Annotated in this window: 14 protein-coding genes and 1 pseudogene; 5 read left to right on the top strand and 10 right to left on the bottom strand. The window is 73.3% G+C overall.

Annotation, left to right across the window (positions count from 1 at the left end):
• Together ABD369_RS24160 and ABD369_RS24155 are read right to left on the bottom strand one after the other, a co-directional pair.
• A pseudogene (locus ABD369_RS24160) lies at positions 1-514 on the bottom strand (two-component sensor histidine kinase); the annotation flags it as partial.
• Between the two features lie 56 nt (positions 515-570).
• The gene (locus ABD369_RS24155) at positions 571-1,224 is read right to left on the bottom strand and encodes a response regulator transcription factor (RefSeq protein ID WP_344638611.1); all 654 of its coding nucleotides are present in this window, start codon (positions 1,222-1,224) and stop codon (positions 571-573) included.
• A gap of 519 nt (positions 1,225-1,743) precedes the next feature.
• On the opposite strand from ABD369_RS24155, the gene ABD369_RS24150 reads away from it, so the two are divergent.
• Positions 1,744-1,929, top strand: coding sequence for a hypothetical protein (locus ABD369_RS24150; protein WP_344638610.1), 186 nt, complete (start codon positions 1,744-1,746; stop codon positions 1,927-1,929).
• A gap of 232 nt (positions 1,930-2,161) precedes the next feature.
• Here the strand turns inward: ABD369_RS24150 and ABD369_RS24145 are convergent, their stop codons facing one another.
• A complete protein-coding gene (locus ABD369_RS24145; protein WP_344638609.1) occupies positions 2,162-2,965 on the bottom strand; it encodes an inositol monophosphatase family protein in 804 nt (267 codons plus the stop codon).
• Between the two features lie 45 nt (positions 2,966-3,010).
• Positions 3,011-4,147 (bottom strand): ferrochelatase, encoded by a 1,137-nt coding sequence (locus tag ABD369_RS24140; RefSeq protein WP_344638608.1) that lies wholly within the window; start codon positions 4,145-4,147, stop codon positions 3,011-3,013.
• Positions 4,148-4,273: 126 nt separating this feature from the next.
• Here ABD369_RS24140 and ABD369_RS24135 point away from each other — a divergent pair, with 126 nt between their 5' ends.
• On the top strand, positions 4,274-5,524 hold the full coding sequence (locus ABD369_RS24135) for an MFS transporter (protein ID WP_344638607.1): 1,251 nt from the start codon (positions 4,274-4,276) through the stop codon (positions 5,522-5,524).
• A 219-nt stretch (positions 5,525-5,743) separates the two neighbouring features.
• Positions 5,744-7,057, top strand: coding sequence for a D-arabinono-1,4-lactone oxidase (locus ABD369_RS24130; protein WP_344638606.1), 1,314 nt, complete (start codon positions 5,744-5,746; stop codon positions 7,055-7,057).
• A gap of 3 nt (positions 7,058-7,060) precedes the next feature.
• On the opposite strand, the gene ABD369_RS24125 is transcribed toward ABD369_RS24130, so the two are convergent.
• Entirely contained in the window at positions 7,061-7,795 is a 735-nt protein-coding gene (locus ABD369_RS24125; protein WP_344638605.1) for a hypothetical protein, read from the bottom strand.
• Between the two features lie 513 nt (positions 7,796-8,308).
• Between ABD369_RS24125 and sepH the strand changes: the two genes are divergently transcribed.
• On the top strand, positions 8,309-9,367 hold the full coding sequence (sepH, locus tag ABD369_RS24120; protein WP_344638604.1) for a septation protein SepH: 1,059 nt from the start codon (positions 8,309-8,311) through the stop codon (positions 9,365-9,367).
• Positions 9,368-9,496: 129 nt separating this feature from the next.
• Here the strand turns inward: sepH and ABD369_RS24115 are convergent, their stop codons facing one another.
• Positions 9,497-10,378: a sulfurtransferase gene (locus ABD369_RS24115; RefSeq protein ID WP_344638603.1), complete on the bottom strand. Its 882-nt coding sequence runs from the start codon at positions 10,376-10,378 to the stop codon at positions 9,497-9,499.
• Positions 10,379-10,528: 150 nt separating this feature from the next.
• On the opposite strand from ABD369_RS24115, the gene ABD369_RS24110 reads away from it, so the two are divergent.
• Positions 10,529-11,260 carry a VOC family protein gene (locus ABD369_RS24110; RefSeq protein WP_344638602.1) on the top strand — a complete coding sequence of 244 codons (732 nt, stop codon included), beginning with the start codon at positions 10,529-10,531 and terminating at the stop codon, positions 11,258-11,260.
• 94 nt (positions 11,261-11,354) lie between these two features.
• Here ABD369_RS24110 and ABD369_RS24105 read toward each other — a convergent pair whose 3' ends face one another.
• The 4 genes from ABD369_RS24105 to ABD369_RS24090 all read right to left on the bottom strand — a co-directional run bounded on the left by ABD369_RS24105 (position 11,355) and on the right by ABD369_RS24090 (position 16,675).
• The gene (locus tag ABD369_RS24105; protein ID WP_344638601.1) at positions 11,355-12,011 is read right to left on the bottom strand and encodes a thymidine kinase; all 657 of its coding nucleotides are present in this window, start codon (positions 12,009-12,011) and stop codon (positions 11,355-11,357) included.
• A 43-nt stretch (positions 12,012-12,054) separates the two neighbouring features.
• A complete protein-coding gene (locus ABD369_RS24100; protein ID WP_344638600.1) occupies positions 12,055-13,218 on the bottom strand; it encodes an alkaline phosphatase family protein in 1,164 nt (387 codons plus the stop codon).
• 14 nt (positions 13,219-13,232) lie between these two features.
• Entirely contained in the window at positions 13,233-13,823 is a 591-nt protein-coding gene (locus ABD369_RS24095) for a DUF5998 family protein (RefSeq protein ID WP_344638599.1), read from the bottom strand.
• Between the two features lie 101 nt (positions 13,824-13,924).
• On the bottom strand, positions 13,925-16,675 hold the full coding sequence (locus tag ABD369_RS24090) for a bifunctional acetate--CoA ligase family protein/GNAT family N-acetyltransferase (protein ID WP_344638622.1): 2,751 nt from the start codon (positions 16,673-16,675) through the stop codon (positions 13,925-13,927).
• Positions 16,676-16,708 lie beyond the last annotated feature (33 nt).

Genomic DNA, 16,708 nt, shown 5'->3' with positions numbered 1-16,708 from the left:
GCCCCAGCGGACGCAGCACCCGACCGGCCATCGCGTAGCCGGCCATGAAGGCGATCACCGCCAGGCACACCAGCACCGTGAGCGACTTGCGCAGCAGCACGGTCAGGGCCGCGTTGGACTTGAGCTCCTGCATCTGGACCAGTTGGTCGTTGAACTGCTGGGAGGTCATCACCCGGCCGTTGACGGTGGCGCCGCCCTGGTCGAAGCCGAAGGTCGGCAACAGGGCGTCGTGGAAGGCCTGCCGAACGAAGAAGTACATCAGCACCAGCAGGACCACGCCCGCCATCAGGAACATCCCGCCGTACAGCAGGGTGAGCCTGATCCGGATCGTGGGCCGCAGCTGGAACCAGCTGAGCAGTCCGTCGCCGGGGGTGTAGGGGGCGAACTGCTCGGGCCTGCGGGCGGGCTGCTCCGCGGAGGCGGCCGGCGAGTGGGCCGGCTTGGGGGGGACCCGGACCGGGCCGCCGGCGGGCGTGCCGGGGGCCCCGCCGGTGGGGGGCGGCGGGGTGGTCATGACTGTCCTCTCCGGGATCTGCGCTGTGCGGTCGTACGGGGGTGGGGCCGGTCGGCTCAGATCCGGTAGCCGGAGCCGGGCACGGTGACGATCACCGGCGGATCGCCGAGTTTGCGGCGCAGGGTCATCACGGTGACCCGTACGACGTTGGTGAACGGGTCGGTGTGCTCGTCCCAGGCCTTCTCCAGCAGCTGCTCCGCCGAGACGACCGCGCCGCCGGCCCGCATCAGGACCTCCAGCACGGCGAACTCCTTGGGTGCGAGCTGGACGGTCTTGCCGTCCCTCAGCACCTCGCGGCGGCCGGGGTCGAGCGTGATGCCGGCCCGCTCAAGGATCGGCGGCAGCGGGACGGTCGCGCGGCGGCCGAGTGCCCGCACCCGAGCGACGAGTTCGCTGAAGGCGAACGGCTTGGGCAGGTAGTCGTCGGCGCCGATCTCCAGGCCCTCGACCCGGTCGCTGATGTCGCCGGAAGCGGTCAGCATGATCACCCGGGTGGCGAGGCCCTGTTCGACGACGCTGCGGCAGACGTCGTCGCCGTGGACCAGCGGGAGGTCGCGGTCGAGTACGACGACGTCGTAGTCGTTGATCGCGATGCGCTGGAGCGCGGCCTCACCGTCGTACACCACGTCCACGGCCATCGCCTCGCGGCGCAGGCCGGTCGCGACGGCTTCGGCGAGCAGCTGCTCGTCCTCCACGACGAGTACCCGCACGATGGTTGTCCCTTCTTTCCTGAGCGGCCCCGCCGTGGCCCGCCCGTTCGGGCCTCCTGGCGCCGGGCGCGGAGCCGACACGTCCGGAGCCCGGGCTCGTCATCGGCCCGGGAGCCGGCACACGGATCCGACGGTGTTCCCATCCTGCCTGGTCGGCCGGTAAAGCAGCGGTAAGCGGCCGGCTCCGGGGCGCCCGGGCGGCTTGAAACAGCAGGGTCCCCTGCCGATTGGACTGTGACGCGGGCAACTTTCTCGGATCGTGAGGTTTCCCGCCTTCACCCGTGGGGAGGACAAGCTTCACACCCGCGATCGGGCCGAACGCCGGTCGCGACCACCACCACCCGCCGTGCGTTCATCCGCACCGGCTCAGGGGACTCGGTGTCACCGGGAGCGGCTTCGAGGCCGTCTCCGCGCCCGACCGGAGAGCAGCCGCCGGCTGGGGCGTATCCGTTGACCGCCGTCCTCCCCGACGCCGGGGAACGCCGGACCGTGCCCGTCCGACACAGCAAGGGGGCTCGTATGGACGCCTTCACCGCCGGAATCCTGCAGCGCATAAAGAACACCGAACAGGACCTGCACCGCGCCCTGGAGGCCGGTGACGACTTCCTCGCCGAGGTCGAGCAGTCGGAGCTGGACGATCTGCGCCGGCTCGCCGCCGAGCACGGCATCGACCCGGTCCGCGAGATCCACCGCTCCGCCGCCTGAGCCGGCCGCTACCGGTCGCCGCGCACTCGCACCACCCGCCCCGGGAGCCCTCCCAGGCAGCTGAAGGCCAGGCCCTGGCACCGCTCGGTGTGCCAGGGCCTTTCGCCTGCCCGTGTCAGCGCGTTTGCCCGTGCCACCGGCCCGGTCCGTTCACCCGGGCGTCACCTTGGCGCCGTGGGTCCGCCGGGCCGGGTCCTGGGGCCCAGAGCCCCTCGGGGAGTGCCACGGCAGGTCAGTCGTGCCAGGCGCCGAGGGCGTCCAGCCGGGACTGGAGCCGTTCGAAGACCCCGGGCGGCGCGGCGACGGCGAGGTCTCCGTCCGGCTCCTCGCCCGGACGTCCGCCGGCCAGGGCCCCGGCCTCGCGGGCGATCAGCATCCCAGCGGCCATGTCCCAGGGCTTCAGTCCGCGCTCGTAGAAGGCGTCCAGCCGGCCGGCCGCCAGGTCGCAGAGGTCGACGGCCGCGGCGCCGGCCCGCCGGATGTCACGCACCTCGGGCATCAGCGCCAGCAGCACCTGCGCCTGGTGGGCGCGCACCTCGCGGACGTAGTTGAAACCGGTGCCGACCAACGCCTGGCCCCACGGCGGAGCCGGACGGCAGGAGATCGGCCGGCCGTCGAGGCGGGCCCCGCCGCCGAGCACCGCCTGGAAGAGCTCGCCCCTGGCCGGCACCGCCACCACGCCGACCACCGCCCTCCCGTCCAGCTCGGCGGCCACGCTGACCCCCCAGGAGGGCAGTCCGTACAGGTAGTTGACCGTTCCGTCGAGCGGGTCGACCACCCAGCGCACCCCGCTGCTGCCGGGGTGGTCGGCGCCCTCCTCGCCGAGGTAGCCGTCCTCAGGACGGTGTCGGCCGATCAGCTCCAGGATCAGCTTCTCGGAGGCGAGGTCCATCTCGGTGACCACGTCCACGGGGCTGCTCTTGGTCGCGGCGACGCCGAGGTCGGCGGGGCGGCCGTCGCGGAGCAGGTCCCCCGCACGGGTGGCCGCGTCAACGGCGACGTCGAGGAGTTCGGCGAGCAGCTCGGGGTTGGGCATGGGGTTCCTTCCAGTCCTGGGCGGCGGGCGCCCGGGGGGCGGGCGTCAGATCTCGGCCGCCGCACGGCGCGGGGCGCGCGGGTTGGGGCAGCAGGCGACGGCGCACACGTCGTGGCTGGGGCCGAGCCCGCCGAGGGCGCGGCGTTCGACCGGCAGGCCGCGCTCGACGGCGGCGCGCTCCAGCAGTAGCTCCCGCACGGCCGCCGCGAAGCGGGCGTCGGCACCCACCGTGGCGGCCCGGGCCACCGGCAGGCCGAGTTCGGCGGCCTTGGCGACGGCCTCGGTGTCGAGGTCGTACTTGACCTCCATGTGGTCGGAGACGAAGCCGATCGGCACCATCACGGCCGCCGGGACGCCCGCCGTGTGCAGGCTCTCCAGGTGGTCGCAGATGTCCGGTTCCAGCCACGGGACGTGCGGGGCGCCACTGCGGCTCTGGTACACCAGCTCCCAGGGGCGGTCGGCCACCCCGGTGGCCTCCTCGACGGCGGCGGCGATCAGCCGGGCGACGTCCAGGTGCTGGGCGACGTACGCGCCGCCGGGCCGGCCGCGTGCGGGGTCTTGGGGGGCGCCGGAGGTCTCGGCCATCGCTTCCGGGATGGAGTGGGTGGTGAAGGCCAGGTGCGCCCGGTCGCGGACCGCCGTGGGCAGCTCGGCGAGCGCCGCCAGGGTGGCGTCGATCATCGGCTGGACGAAACCCGGGTGGTTGTAGAAGTGCCGCAGCTTGTCGACGCGCAGCTCGGGCAGGCCTTCCTCGGCCAGGGTGGCGAGGGCGTCGGCGAGGTTCTCGCGGTACTGCCGGCAGCCGGAGTACCCGGCGTACGCGCTGGTGGCGAGGACGGCGATCCGGCGGTGGCCGTCGCTCGCCATCTCCCGCAGGGTGTCGACCAGGTAGGGCGCCCAGTTTCGGTTGCCCCAGTACACCGGCAGGTCCAGACCGTGCCCGGAGAAGTCCTCGCGCAGCGCGGCGAGCAGTTCGCGGTTCTGCTCGTTGATCGGGCTGACCCCGCCGAACAGGAAGTAGTGCTTGCCGACCTCGGCGAGACGCTCCTTGGGGATGCCCCGGCCGCGGGTGACGTTCTCCAGGAACGGCACCACGTCCTCGGGGCCCTCGGGGCCGCCGAAGGAGAGCAGGAGCAGCGCGTCGTAGGGCGCAGGGTCGGTGAGGGTGCGCGAGTCGGGCATGGCACCGATCCTCCCACCACCGTCCCGTCACCCGGCGGCAGGTCCGCCGGCGGGTAATCGCTTGCCACCGTTCGTAAGCTGTCTAGTCGAGACTCGTTCCTTACCCCCACTCCAGCGGAGCCCTGCGTGCTGTCCAGCTACCGCCAGATATTCGCCACTCCGGGCACTCTGGCCTTCTCCTCCTCGGGTCTGATCGCCAGGCTGCCGATCTCGATGACCGGGATCGGCATCGTCACCATGCTGTCCCAGCTCCGCGGCTCCTACGGGATCGCCGGTGCGGTCTCCGCCGTCCTGGCTCTGTCGGCGGCGGTGCTCGGCCCGCAGGTCTCCCGGCTGGTCGACCGCTACGGGCAGCGCCGGGTGTCCCTGCCCGCCACCGGGCTGACGGTGGTCGCCGCGGTCGCGCTGCTGCTCTGCGCGCGCACGGGGGCTCCGGACTGGACGCTGTTCGCGGCCGCCGCGGGGATGGGCGTGATGCCCAGTACCGGTTCGATGGTCCGGGCCCGGTGGGCCCACCTGTACAGCGGCGAGCCGCCCAAGCTGCACACCGCGTACTCGTTCGAGGCCGTGGTGGACGAGATCTGCTTCATCGTCGGCCCGATCCTCTCGATCGGCCTGGCCACCTCGGTCTTCCCCGAGGCGGGCGTGCTGCTGGCCGGGGTCTTCCTGGTCACCGGGGTGGTGCTGTTCACCTCGCAGCGCCGCACCGAGCCGCCGGTGCACCCGGCCACCCACCACTCGGGCCGGTCGGCGCTCTTCTCGCCCGGGCTCGAGGTGCTGGTGCTGACCTTCGTGGCCACCGGTGCGATCTTCGGCTCGGTCGAGGTGGTGACCGTGGCCTTCGCCCAGGAGCAGGGGCACAAGGCGATGTCCAGCCTCGTGCTCGCGGTGTACGCACTGGGCTCCGGCCTGGCCGGGGTGGTCTTCGGGACGCTGAAGCTCAACGGTTCGCCGGCCGGCCGCTTCCTCGGCGGGGTCGTCCTGATGGCGGTCAGCATGGTGGCACCGCTGCTGGCCGCCGAGTGGCTGCACGGCACCGCCGGCTTGGTCGCGGTCGGCACCGCGCTGTTCCTGGCCGGGATCGCCATCTCACCGACCCTGATCACGGCCATGGCCCTGGTCGAACGGCTTGTTCCGGCCAACCAGCTGACCGAGGGCATGACCTGGACCACCACCGGACTCGCGCTGGGCGCCGCCCTCGGATCCTCGGTCGCGGGCTGGACGGTGGACGCCGCGGGCGCCCCGGCCGGCTACTGGGTGCCGGCCGGGGCCGGTCTCTTCGGTGCCCTCACCGCCCTCGCCGGACTGCACCGCCTGCGCTCGGGCCTGACCACGGCCGCCGTGCCGGCCGCCGGCGAGGTCGCCCTCCAACGCTGAACGCCGCCGCCCGGGGCGCGGCGGACCGCACAGCCCGGTGGCGATCCGAGCACGCGGCGCCGCCCCGATCCGCACGACCGTCCGCACGCCGGGGGCCGCGACCCCCTGGTTCGGTCCGCTCCATGGACCTTGGTAGGGCCAGTGGCTACGCTCCCCGTACTCAGTGGTAGGACGTGCTCGGGGCGCAGCCGTCCCGGCACCGGAGCAGGAGGCAGCCGTATGCCGCAGGCCAGTACCACCCGCTGGAGCAACTGGGCCGGCAACCAGAGCGCCCGCCCCAGCCGGGTGGTCTCCCCGGCCTCGACCGCCGAGCTGGCGAAGGAAGTCCTGCGGGCCGCCGATGAGGGCCGGACGGTCAAGGCGGTCGGTGCGGGCCACTCGTTCACCGCGATCGCCTCGGCCGGGGACGGTGTCCTCGTCCGGCCCACCGGGCTGACCGCGGTACGGGAGCTGGACCGCACGGCCGGGACGGTCACCGTGGAGTCCGGCCTGCCGCTCTCCGCCCTCAACCAGCTGCTCGCCTCGGCCGGCCTCTCACTCACCAACATGGGCGACATCGAGGTCCAGACCGTCGCCGGCGCCACCAGCACCGGCACCCACGGCACCGGCCGCGACTCCGGTTCACTGGCCGCCCAGGTGAGGGCGCTGGAGATCGTGCTGGCCGACGGCACCGTCCGGACCTGCTCGCCGACCGAGGACCCCGAACTGTTCCAGGGCGCCCGGCTGGGCCTGGGCGCGCTCGGCGTGGTCAGCGCACTCACCTTCGGCGTCGAACCGGCCTTCCTGCTCACCGCGCACGAGCAGCCGATGCGCTTCGACCGGGTGCTGGACCGCTTCGAGGAGTTCGCGACCGTCAACGAGCACTTCGAGTTCTACTGGTTCCCGCACACCGAGCTCTGCTCGACCAAGCGCAACAACCGCAGCCAGGGCCGGGCCCGGCCGCTGCCGCCGTTCAAGTCCTGGCTGGAGGACGACTTCCTCTCCAACACCGTCTGGGAGGGCGCCTGCCGGATCGGCCGGACCTTCCCCGCCGCCGTCCCCGCCATCGCCCAGCTCGCCGGCCGGGCCTGGTCGGAGCGGACCTACACCGACCTCGCGTACAAGGTGTTCACCAGTCCCCGCAGGGTGCGCTTCGTCGAGATGGAGTACGCCGTGCCGCGCGAGGCGGCCACCACCGTGCTGCGCGAGCTGAAGGCGCTGGTCGAGCGTTCGAACTGGCGGATCAGCTTCCCGGTCGAGGTGCGGATCGCGCCCGCCGACGACCTCTGGCTCTCCACCGCGAGCGGCCGGGACACCGTCTACATCGCCGTCCACCTCTACCGGGGCACCCCCGAGCAGGGCTACTTCACCGAGGTCGAGCGACTGATGACCGCCCACCAGGGCCGCCCGCACTGGGGCAAGCTGCACACCAGGGACGCCGAGTACCTCGCCTCGGTCTACCCGCGCTTCGGCGAGTTCACCGCGCTGCGCGACCGGCTCGATCCCGGCCGGCTGTTCGCCAACCCCTACCTGCGCCGGGTGCTCGGCGAGTAGCGCTCAGGGGGTCGGGGCGGCTGTCCCGGCTCCCCGGTCGCGCTGGCCGGCACCGTCGTCCGTGCCCGTACCCGTGGTGGTGCCGGAGCTCGGGCTCGGTGCCGGCGGCGTGCTCGGCTCGGCGGTCGGCGAGGAGGACGGCGAGCCGCTCGGGGCCGGGGAAGGCGTGGCCGAGGGCGAGTGCCGTCCGCTCGGCGTCGCGCCCGGGCTGTCGGCCGGCGCGCCGGAGGGCGCGGCCGAGGGGTCGGCGGTGCCGCCGGCCGAGGGGCGGTCGGCGGGCACGGACGGTGCAGGCCTGCGGCCCGGGTTGAGGGAGGTACCGGAGGAGTGGCCGTCGCCGGTGACGATGGAGTGCATCGGCTTGTCCGCGATCAGCTCCACCGCCAGGATCGGCGTCATCGCCAGGACGAAGACCAGTCCGGAGACCACCGAGTACGTCCGCCAGGTCCAGCGCCGCCTGGCCCGGACGGTCTGCGGGGCGTTCCACTCCGGGGAGATCTCCGCCGGCTCGCCCGCCGGTACCTGCCGGAGGCGGTTGACGGTTGCGCCGGGTCCCCGGTCGACCGCGCTGCGCAGTTGCTCGCCGGTCCGCTTGAACAGGTGCTGGAAGAGCGCACCCCCGGTGGTCGCGCCGGTGCTGACCACCGCCGCGCCGAGGATCGTGCCGTACACGCCGAGTTCCGAGGCGAGCACCGCGCCGACCACCGCGGCCAGGGCGCTGGCTGCGACCTGAGCCACAGTCAGATCGATCCGTGCACGTCCGGTCGCCGGTGGCTCGGCGGTCTGCGGCCCGCCCTGCCCGCGCTGCTGCGGCATCAACATCCCTCGGTCGGCACGACTCGACATCGACAAGTCCCTCCATCTTGCACAAAGAAGGACACAAGGGGCGAAAATCTGGTTCTCAGCGGTCGATATATGTGAAGATGATCACCGTCCGCTGATCGGCGGTCGGCCATTGGAGTGCCCGCCCTTGAGATTCCCGTGAATCGCGGGAGACTTGAGCGGCGTGCCGCCCCTGTGGATGCCACGAATGGAGTACTGTTCGTGGGGCCTGAGCCTTTCGTCGACCTGTCGACACTCCGTCAGACGGCGACCGGGGCATACGGGCGCGACGTCGACCGGCGACGTGGCAACAGGCAACCGTGCCATAAGGGCGGGTCCGGGCGAAAGCACGACACGCCGAGTAACTCAGCAAGGTTGTGGCCACTCGCGAGTGGGCAGGCCACACTCAGTACGGGAGCAGCGACGCAGGTGACGTCGGCAGGCACCACCCGGGAGGTAACCGTGCCCGAACTGCGGGTTGTGGCCGTCAGCAACGACGGCACACGGCTGGTGCTCAAGGCTGCCGACAGCACGGAGTACACCCTTCCCATCGACGAGCGGCTGCGCGCCGCCATCCGCGGGGACCGGCCGCGCCTCGGCCAGATCGAGATCGAGGTCGAGAGCCACCTGCGGCCCAGGGACATCCAGGCGCGGATACGAGCCGGTGCCTCCGCTGAGGAGGTCGCCCAGGCGGCGGGCATCTCGGTGGACCGGGTGCGGCGCTTCGAGGGGCCGGTGCTGGCCGAGCGCGCCTTCATGGCCGAGCGGGCCCGCAAGACCGCGATCCGCCGCCACGGCGAGCCCACCGGGCCACAGCTCGGCGAGGCCGTCGCCGAGCGCCTGGCGCTGCGGGCGGCGGAGAAGGACACCGAGCGGTGGGACTCCTGGCGCCGCGACGACGGCACCTGGGAGGTCATCCTCTACTACCGGTCCGACGGCGAGGGCCGCAGCGCGAGCTGGACCTATGACCCGCCGCGCCGCCTGGTGCAGCCGAACGACGACGAAGCCCGATCGCTGATCGGCGAGAGCGTCGAGCGCGAGGAGGACTCGGTCTTCCCGTTCATCCCGCGGATCGCCCGGCTCCCGCAGGACCGGCCGGCCCGCCCGATGATCGAGCGTCCCTCGGCGGACCGGATCATGTCGGGCCGCGAGGTCCGCGAGGCCACGGCCGACGGCCGGGACTCGCTGACCAGCCTGCTGGACGTGGTGCCCGCGTTCCGCGGCGAACTCACCGTTCCGGCCGTGGAGCCGGTCCAGGTGGAGGAGGCCGAGGAGGCGGAGGAGCATGCCGCCCCGGCGGCCAGCGTCGGCGCGGGGTCGGCCTACGCGGACATCCTGATGCCGCGCGCGGTCTCCCCGCACCGCGAACGGCTGGTGGGCACCACGGACCGCCAGGCCGAGGCGGACGGCGTCCGTCCGGGCCGACGGGCCACCGTGCCGAGCTGGGACGAGATCGTCTTCGGCAGTCGTCGCAAGAAGCAGGACTGAGGTAGTAGCCCCCGTCGCCTCGTCCCGCACGGAACGACGATCCGTGCGGGACGAGGGCACGGGCTTTCTTCACACCGGGCGCGGCTTCCGGGGTCACGCGGTCCCGCGCCCTGGGTCGTGCCCGGCCGGTCAGCCGGGGAGGGGGCCGGTGGCCGCCGGGTTGTCCGGGTCGCCGGACCACTCGCTCCAGGACCCCGGGTAGAGCGTGGCCCGGAAGCCCGCCACCTCGAGGGCCAACAGTTCGTGCGAGGCCGTCACCCCCGAGCCGCAGTAGACCCCGGTCTCGCGCTCGCCCACGCCCAGCGAGCGGAAGCGTTCGGCGAGCGCGGCGGCGGGCAGGAAGCGTCCGTCGGGGCCGACGTTCTCCGTGGTGGGGGCGCTCACCGCGCCCGGGATGTGCCCGGCGCGCGGGTCGACCGGCTCGACCTCGCCCCGGTAGCGCTCGCCGGCCCGGGCGTCGAGCAGCAGTCCGGTGCGGGCCAGTGCGGCGGCCTGCCGGGCGTCCAGGACGGGCAGTTGGCCGGGGGCGGGCTTGAAGTCGCCCTCCCGGGCCGGGGTTTGCCCGGTGCTCTCGGGCAGGCCGGCGGCGCGCCAGGCGGCCAGGCCGCCGTCCAGTACCCGGACGTCCCGGTGGCCGGCCCAGCGCAGCAGCCACCAGGCGCGGGCGGCCGAAGTCGCGGGCCCGGCGTCGTAGACCACCACCGGACGGTCGGCGCTCACGCCGGCCCGGCGCACGGCCGCGCCGAACACCTCGGGATCGGGCAGCGGATGGCGGCCGGCGGTGCCCGGAGGCGCGGCCAACTCGTCGTCCAGATCGACGTACTGGGCGCCCGGCAGGTGCCCGACCGCGAACTCATCGGCGCCGGGCGGGCCGCCGAGCTGCCAGCGGACGTCGAGCAGGACCGGCGGGTCCGCGGAGTCGAGGGCCGTCGCCAACTCGCCGACGGAGATCAGCGGAGAGGTGCCGAGCGGGCGCTCCTGGTCCAAGCCATCAGTGGGTTCGGCTGTCATGCCGCCATTGTGACCCGCGCGACTCCGCTCTTTGTACGGTCTTTGCCTACTCACGCCGCGCGGTCAGCCGATTGCGGCGGGCAAAAGGTGGAACGATCACCGTGGGACGCGCGGCGGCCCCGCCGACCGCCCCCGGCGAGGAGGTACGCGATGACTGCGGTGACGGTGCGGTTGGCCCAGGGAACGCCCTGCTGGGTGAGCCTGATGACCAGCGACCACCAGGGGGCCACGGCCTTCTACGGAGCCCTGCTGGACTGGGAGTTCACGCCGGGCCCGATCCATCTCGGCTCCTACGCGCGGGCCACCCTGCACGGTGCCAAGGTCGCCGGAATCGGTGTCACTCCTCCCGGTCCCGGCCGCCCCGTGGAATGGACGACGTACTTCGCGGTGGACGACGCCGACCTGGTCTCGCAGCGGATCCGCGAGTGCGGCGGCACGGTCGCGGTCGGGCCGTTGCAGGCCGAGCGGGCCGGACGGCTGGCGATCGCCGCCGATGTGTGGGGTGCGGTGTTCGGCCTCTGGCAGGGCGAGGAGCACCTCGGCTGGGAGGTGGTGGACGAGCCCGGCGCGCCCGCCTGGAGCGAACTGCTCACCGCTGACGAGCAGTCGGCCACCGCGTTCTACCGCCTGGTGTTCGGGCCGAGCGTGCCGCAGCAGCAGGCGGTGGCAGCGATGGCGGACATCCGGCACAGCACCGATCTCAGGGACGGTCCGCCGCGGTGGCGGGTGCACTTCGCGGTCACCGACGTCGAGTTGACGGCAGCTCAGGCCGTGGCACTGGGCGGTTCGGTGCTGGTGGCCCCGCACGACGGACCGGCCGGGCGGGTGGCCAGGCTGGCCGACCCGCAGGGCGGGCGCTTCTCGGTCGTCCAACTCCCCTGACCGACCGGACGCGGCCCGGGCGGGCCGTGCGACCGGCCCGCCACCGGGGCACCGCTCCCCGTCGTACCCGGGGAACCGCCTGCGCCCCCTGACTTCAGGCGCGCTGCTCCTCGAAGGGGAGGACGTCCGGGGAGAGGACCGAGGTGCGGGCGGCCGCGGCGGTGAGGCGGCGTCGGTGGTGGCGGCGGCAGAGCACCTCGTAGCCGACCTCGCTCTCGCTGACGGCGATGTCGCCGACCACGACCTGTGCACCCTCGACCACCATCACGCCGCCGACGGTTCGGGCGTTGTGGGTGGCCCGGGCGCCGCACCAGCAGAGTGCCTCGACCTGGAGGATCTCCACCCGGTCGGCGAGCTCGATCAGGCGCTGGGAGCCGGGGAAGAGCTTGGTGCGGAAGTCGGTGGTGATCCCGAAGGTGAACACGTCGATGCCCAACTCGTCGACCACACGGGCGAGTTGGTCGACCTGCTCGGCGGCGTAGAAGTTGGCCTCGTCGCAGATCAGATAGTCGACCTTGCCGCCCGCCGAGAGCAGCTGGACCACGTAGGCGTGGAAGTCGAAGTCCTCGGTGACCTCGACGGCGTCGGCACGCAGGCCCAGGCGGCTGGAGATGGTGGAGGCGCCGGCCCGGTCATGGCGGGAGAAGATGATCCCCTTGCGGCCGCGGGCGGCGTGGTTGTGGTCGAGCTGGAGGGCGAGCGTCGACTTGCCGCAGTCCATCGTGCCGGAGAAGAACACCAGGTCAGCCATGGGTGGAGCGGAGGCCTTTCGGAAGACTACGGGTGGGGGCGGTTCAGGCGCGGACTTCGAGCAGCGGCACCAGCTGCTCCACCGGGGTCATCGAGCCGTGCAAGCCGATCATCGAGGACTCGCCGGGCTCGGTGCGGGAGGCGATCACCGCGATGTCGTCCCCGGCCGCGGCGACCACGTCGCCGATCCGATGGTAGACCCGGTCGTCGACCACCGGGCCGAACCAGCCATTGGCTATCGCCTCGTCCCGGCCGGCCACCCACATCCGGTCACCGAGCACCTCGCTCCAGACCGTGAGCACGTCGTCGGCCGCGCCGGGCACCGCGTAGACGTGCCGGGCCCGGCCCTCGCCGCCGAGCAGGGCGACGCCCGCGCTGAGCTCCCAGTCCTCGTCGAAGTCGATCCGGTTCTCCGGGACGATGTCGATCATGCCGTGGTCGGCCGTGACGTACAGCGCGGAGCGCGGCGGGAGTTGTTCGGCGAGCCGCTGGACGAGGCGGTCCACGGTGTTCAGGGTCAGGCGCCACTCGTCGGAGTCGACCCCGTAGCGGTGGCCCGCGGCGTCGAGTTCGCTGACGTAGGTGTAGACGAGGGCCCGGTCGTGCTCGGCCAGCCACCGGGCGGAGACGTCCATCCGCTCCTCGGCGGTGGTGCGGCCGAGGAAGGTGCCGCCGGAGAGCGCGACCCGGGTGAGCGGGGTCTGCGCGAACAGCGGGGAGGAGACCTGGCAGGTCGCCACCCCGGCCGCGTCGGCCTGCTCGAAAACGGTCGGGTACGGCTGCCAGTCGCCCGGCTCGACGTACGGCTGCCAGCGGAGCTGGTTCATCAGATGACCGGCGCCGGGCACCGCCACGGTGTAGCCGGCCAGCCCGTGCACACCGGGGGTGAGGCCGGTGCCGACCGAGGCCAGCGAGGTGGCGGTGGTGGACGGGAACCCGGCGGTGATCGGCCGACCGCCCGCCATCAGCGAGTTGAGGAACGGCGCCCACTCGGGGTGACGCCCGATCAGCTCCCAGCCCATGCCGTCGACCAGGAACACGCAGACCCGGTCGGCCGGGACCAGCGGCAGCCCGCTCCGGAAACCGGGTACGCCGAGCCCGGCCGCCACGGCGGGCAGCAGGTCGGCCAGCGAACCGTGCCCGTACGCCGGTACGGGGGCGCCGGAGGGGTCGAGGATCTCGAAGGAGTCGTAGTCCAGGTGCGACATGGGTGACGTGCGCCTCAGGCCCGGTTGGCGATGGTCGCCTCGGACAGGGCGCGCGCGAAGATCAGGGCCTGGGCCACCGTCTCCGGGCCGTCCCCGGCCTCGCTGACCCGCAGCGACAGGTCGTCGGCGGTGGCCGAGCCGGTGTAGCCGTGGTCGGCCTCGCAGTTGGGGTCGGAGCAGCCGGCCGGCTCCAGGTCGAGCCGCTGGACGGCGCCCCAGCCGATGGTCAGCACCACCTCGCGGGGCATCGTGCCGGGCGTGTACGTCTCGGGGTTGGCCACCATGCGGCTGAGCACCACGGAGTTGATCCGGTCGATCCGGACGCACTCGGTGGAGGTGGTGGCGTAGGGCACCGGGCTGGTGGCGTCGCCGGACTGTTCGTCGGTGTGGCTGACCACGAACCTGGACGGGGTGAGCACCAGCACCGTCACGTGCCGGCGCACCTCGTTGGCGTCGAAGGTGGTCTCCTGGTGCACCAGGTACGAGGTGATCGGCTCGGGACCCACCGCGGCCTCGACGGCCTCGGACACCAGGGCGGGGTAGTAACCGCTGCGCTCGATCGCTGAGCGCAGGTCCTGCGTGGTGGTGGTACCGGTCTTCGCCATAGCTCCATCCTGGCATGTCCCGCCGACGAGGCGGTCGGCACTGAGCCGAGCGATCGGCCTTCCGCGCCCGTGGGAGAACTGGTGGGCGCAACCAAGGAAGGTTACAGGGTGCTCATGGCTCGCGGGCCCAGATCGGTGCGGACGGGGAGCGGGGCGATCCGCACGCGCGCCTCCAGGACCGCAAGGCCGTGCGGGGCGACGACCACGGGTTCGAGATCCACCGAGGCGACTTCGGGAAGGTCGTCGACCAGCCGGGAGACCCGCAGCAGCAGTTCCTCCAGCGCGTCGGTGTCCACCGGCACCGCGCCGCGCCAGCCGAACAGCAGCGGAGCGGCGCGGACCTCGCGGATCAGCGAGGCGACGTCCTGGTCGGTGGCCGGGATCAACCGGTGGGCGACGTCGCCCAGTAGTTCGGCCGGGGCCCCGGCCAGTCCGAAGGAGAGGATCGCGCCGACCGCCGGGTCCACCGTGGCGCCGATCACGGTGTCCACACCGCGCGGGGCGAGCCGCTGCACCACCGGGCGGACCGTCTCGGCACCACCGAGCAGCGCGTCCAGTTCGTGGTAGGCGCGGCGCAGCCCCGGCTCGCCGGTCAGGTCGAGCCGGACGCTGCCGAGGTCGGGGCGGTGGCGCAGGTGCTCGGCGGTGGCCTTGAGCGCGACCGGGTAGCCGAGGGCGGCGGCGGCCAGGGCGGCGCTCTCCTCGTCGGGCGCGGGCAGTGTCGGCACGACGTCGATGCCGTAGTGGGCGAGCAGTGCGGCGGCCTGGTCGTCGGGGAGCGTGATCCGCGCGGGGCCGGCCTGGGTGGGAGCGGAGGTGCGGCGCGCGGGGCCCCGGCCGGCGACGCGGGACGGTTCGGCGGTGGCACCGGTCCGCAGCGCCTCGGCGATCAGCACGCGGGCCCCGGCCTCGTCGATCCGGTCGAACTCGGGTACCCGGGCGGTCTGCTCGGCCTCCGCGGTGCGGCGGCGCCACTGGGTGTAGTGGACGGCCTGGGTGAGCGCCGTCACGGCCCGCTCCGGCCGCGGGTAGGCCGGGATGCCCACCAGCCGCAGCCGCCGCGGCAGTTCGGTCAGCGCCAGGTGTACCAGCAGCAGCGGCTTGCCCAACTCGGCCGCCCGTGCGCCCGCTTCGGTGATCCCCTCGGCGAACTCCGGCTCGTCGGCACCCGAATCGGGGCTGATCGCGGTCTGCGCGGCGATCGGCGGGATGGCGACGGCGACCACCGCGTCCACGTCCGGGTCGGCCAGCGCGGTCTCCAGCGCGATCCGGAAGTTCTCCCCGGTGGCGGCGGTGGTGAGGTCAACCGGGGTGCGCGGGCGCAGCCCGGCACTCAGGCAGGCGTCATAGGTGACCAGGCCGAGCGAGTCGGAGTTGCCGACCACGGCCACCCGGTCGCCGGCCGGGAGAGGCTGGGCGGCGAGCAGTTCGCCGGTGTCCAACAGTTCGGTGATGGTGCCCACCCGGAGCACCCCGGCCTGCTGGAAGAGCGCGTCCACCGTGGCGTCCCGCAGTCCGCCGGCGGCAGGCTGGACGGCGTGCCCGGGCGGCAGGCTGCCGGTGTGCCGGGCTCCCTTGATCACCACCACCGGCTTGCTCTGGGCCAGCCGGCGGGCGATCCGGGTGAACTTTCGCGGGTTGCCGAAGGACTCCAGGTAGAGCAGCACCACCTCGGTGGCCGGGTCCTCCTCCCAGTACTGCAGCCAGTCGTTGCCCGAGACGTCCGCCCGATTGCCGACCGAGGCGAAGGAGGAGATGCCCATGCCCCGGCGGTGGGCGGCCTCCAGCAGCCCCACCCCGATCGCCCCGGACTGGCAGAACAGTCCGAACGGACCGCGCGCGGGCAGCATGGGGGCCAGCGAGGCGTTGAGCGGGTGAGCGGGGTCGGTGTTGAGCAGGCCGAAGGCGTTCGGGCCGATCACCCGCATCCCGGCGGCCCGGGCCTGGCGGACCAGCGCGCGCTGGCGGTCGCGGCCCTCCGGGCCCGTCTCGGCGTACCCGGCGGTCACCACCACCAGGCCCTGCACACCGTGCGCGCCGCACTCGGCGACCGCCCCGGGCACGGCCTCCTGGGGCACCGCGATCACCGCCAGATCGACCGGGCCCTCGATCTCCGACAGCGAGCAGTGGGTGGGCACCCCCTCCAGCTCGGTGCCGCGCGGGGCCCTGCGGTTCACCGCGTACACCGGCCCCTGGAAGCCGGCGAGGTTGCGCAGCAGCGCCCGGCCGACCGACTGCGGGTTCCGGGAGACCCCGAGGACGGCCACCGAGCGCGGGGTGAGCAGCCGCTGCACGGACCTGGCCTCGGCGCGGTGCTCGCGGGCCCGCATCACCGCCAGCGAGGCTGCGGTCGGCTCCAGGTCGAACTCCAGGTGGACCACGCCGTCGGCGAAGCTGCGCCGCTGGACGTACCCGGCGTCGGTGAAGACCTTCACCATCTTGCGGTTCTCCGGCAGCACCTCGGCGGTGAACCGGCGGATGCCGCGCTCCTGGGCGACCGCCGCGATGTGCTCCAGCAGCGCGGAGGCCACACCCCGGCCGTGGTGCGCGTCCTGCACCAGGAAGGCCACCTCGGCGTCGGTGCCCGCGGAGGAGGGACGGCCCTCGGAGTCGATCCGGTCGTAGCGGACGGTGGCGATGAAGCGGTCCCTGACCACGGCGGCCAGACCGACCCGGTTGACGTAGTCGTGGTGTGTGAACCGCCTGACGTCCTTGTCGGACAGGCGGGGGTAGGGCGCGAAGAACCGGAAGTACTTCGACTGGTCGGAGACCTGCTCGTAGAACTCCACCAGCCGGTCGGCGTCGGCCGGGGTGATCGGCCGGATCCTGGCGGTGCCGCCGTCGCGCAGCAGGACGTCGGCCTCCCAGTGCTGGGGGTAGCCCTG

It is taken from the genome of Kitasatospora cystarginea, from assembly GCF_039533515.1.
In the GTDB taxonomy this organism is placed as follows: domain Bacteria; phylum Actinomycetota; class Actinomycetes; order Streptomycetales; family Streptomycetaceae; genus Kitasatospora; species Kitasatospora cystarginea.
Note: the sequence above shows the minus strand (reverse complement) of the source record. Positions and strands in the feature narration are given on the sequence as shown.

Bases quoted from the DNA above. Each gene is read 5' to 3' on its own strand.
- ABD369_RS24150 (WP_344638610.1), top strand. From the start codon at position 1,744: ATGGACGCCTTCACCGCCGGAATCCTGCAGCGCATAAAGAACACCGAA.
- ABD369_RS24145 (WP_344638609.1), bottom strand. From the start codon at position 2,965: ATGCCCAACCCCGAGCTGCTCGCCGAACTCCTCGACGTCGCCGTTGAC.
- ABD369_RS24140 (WP_344638608.1), bottom strand. From the start codon at position 4,147: ATGCCCGACTCGCGCACCCTCACCGACCCTGCGCCCTACGACGCGCTG.
- ABD369_RS24130 (WP_344638606.1), top strand. From the start codon at position 5,744: ATGCCGCAGGCCAGTACCACCCGCTGGAGCAACTGGGCCGGCAACCAG.
- ABD369_RS24115 (WP_344638603.1), bottom strand. From the start codon at position 10,378: ATGACAGCCGAACCCACTGATGGCTTGGACCAGGAGCGCCCGCTCGGC.
- ABD369_RS24110 (WP_344638602.1), top strand. From the start codon at position 10,529: ATGACTGCGGTGACGGTGCGGTTGGCCCAGGGAACGCCCTGCTGGGTG.
- ABD369_RS24105 (WP_344638601.1), bottom strand. From the start codon at position 12,011: ATGGCTGACCTGGTGTTCTTCTCCGGCACGATGGACTGCGGCAAGTCG.
- ABD369_RS24100 (WP_344638600.1), bottom strand. From the start codon at position 13,218: ATGTCGCACCTGGACTACGACTCCTTCGAGATCCTCGACCCCTCCGGC.
- ABD369_RS24095 (WP_344638599.1), bottom strand. From the start codon at position 13,823: ATGGCGAAGACCGGTACCACCACCACGCAGGACCTGCGCTCAGCGATC.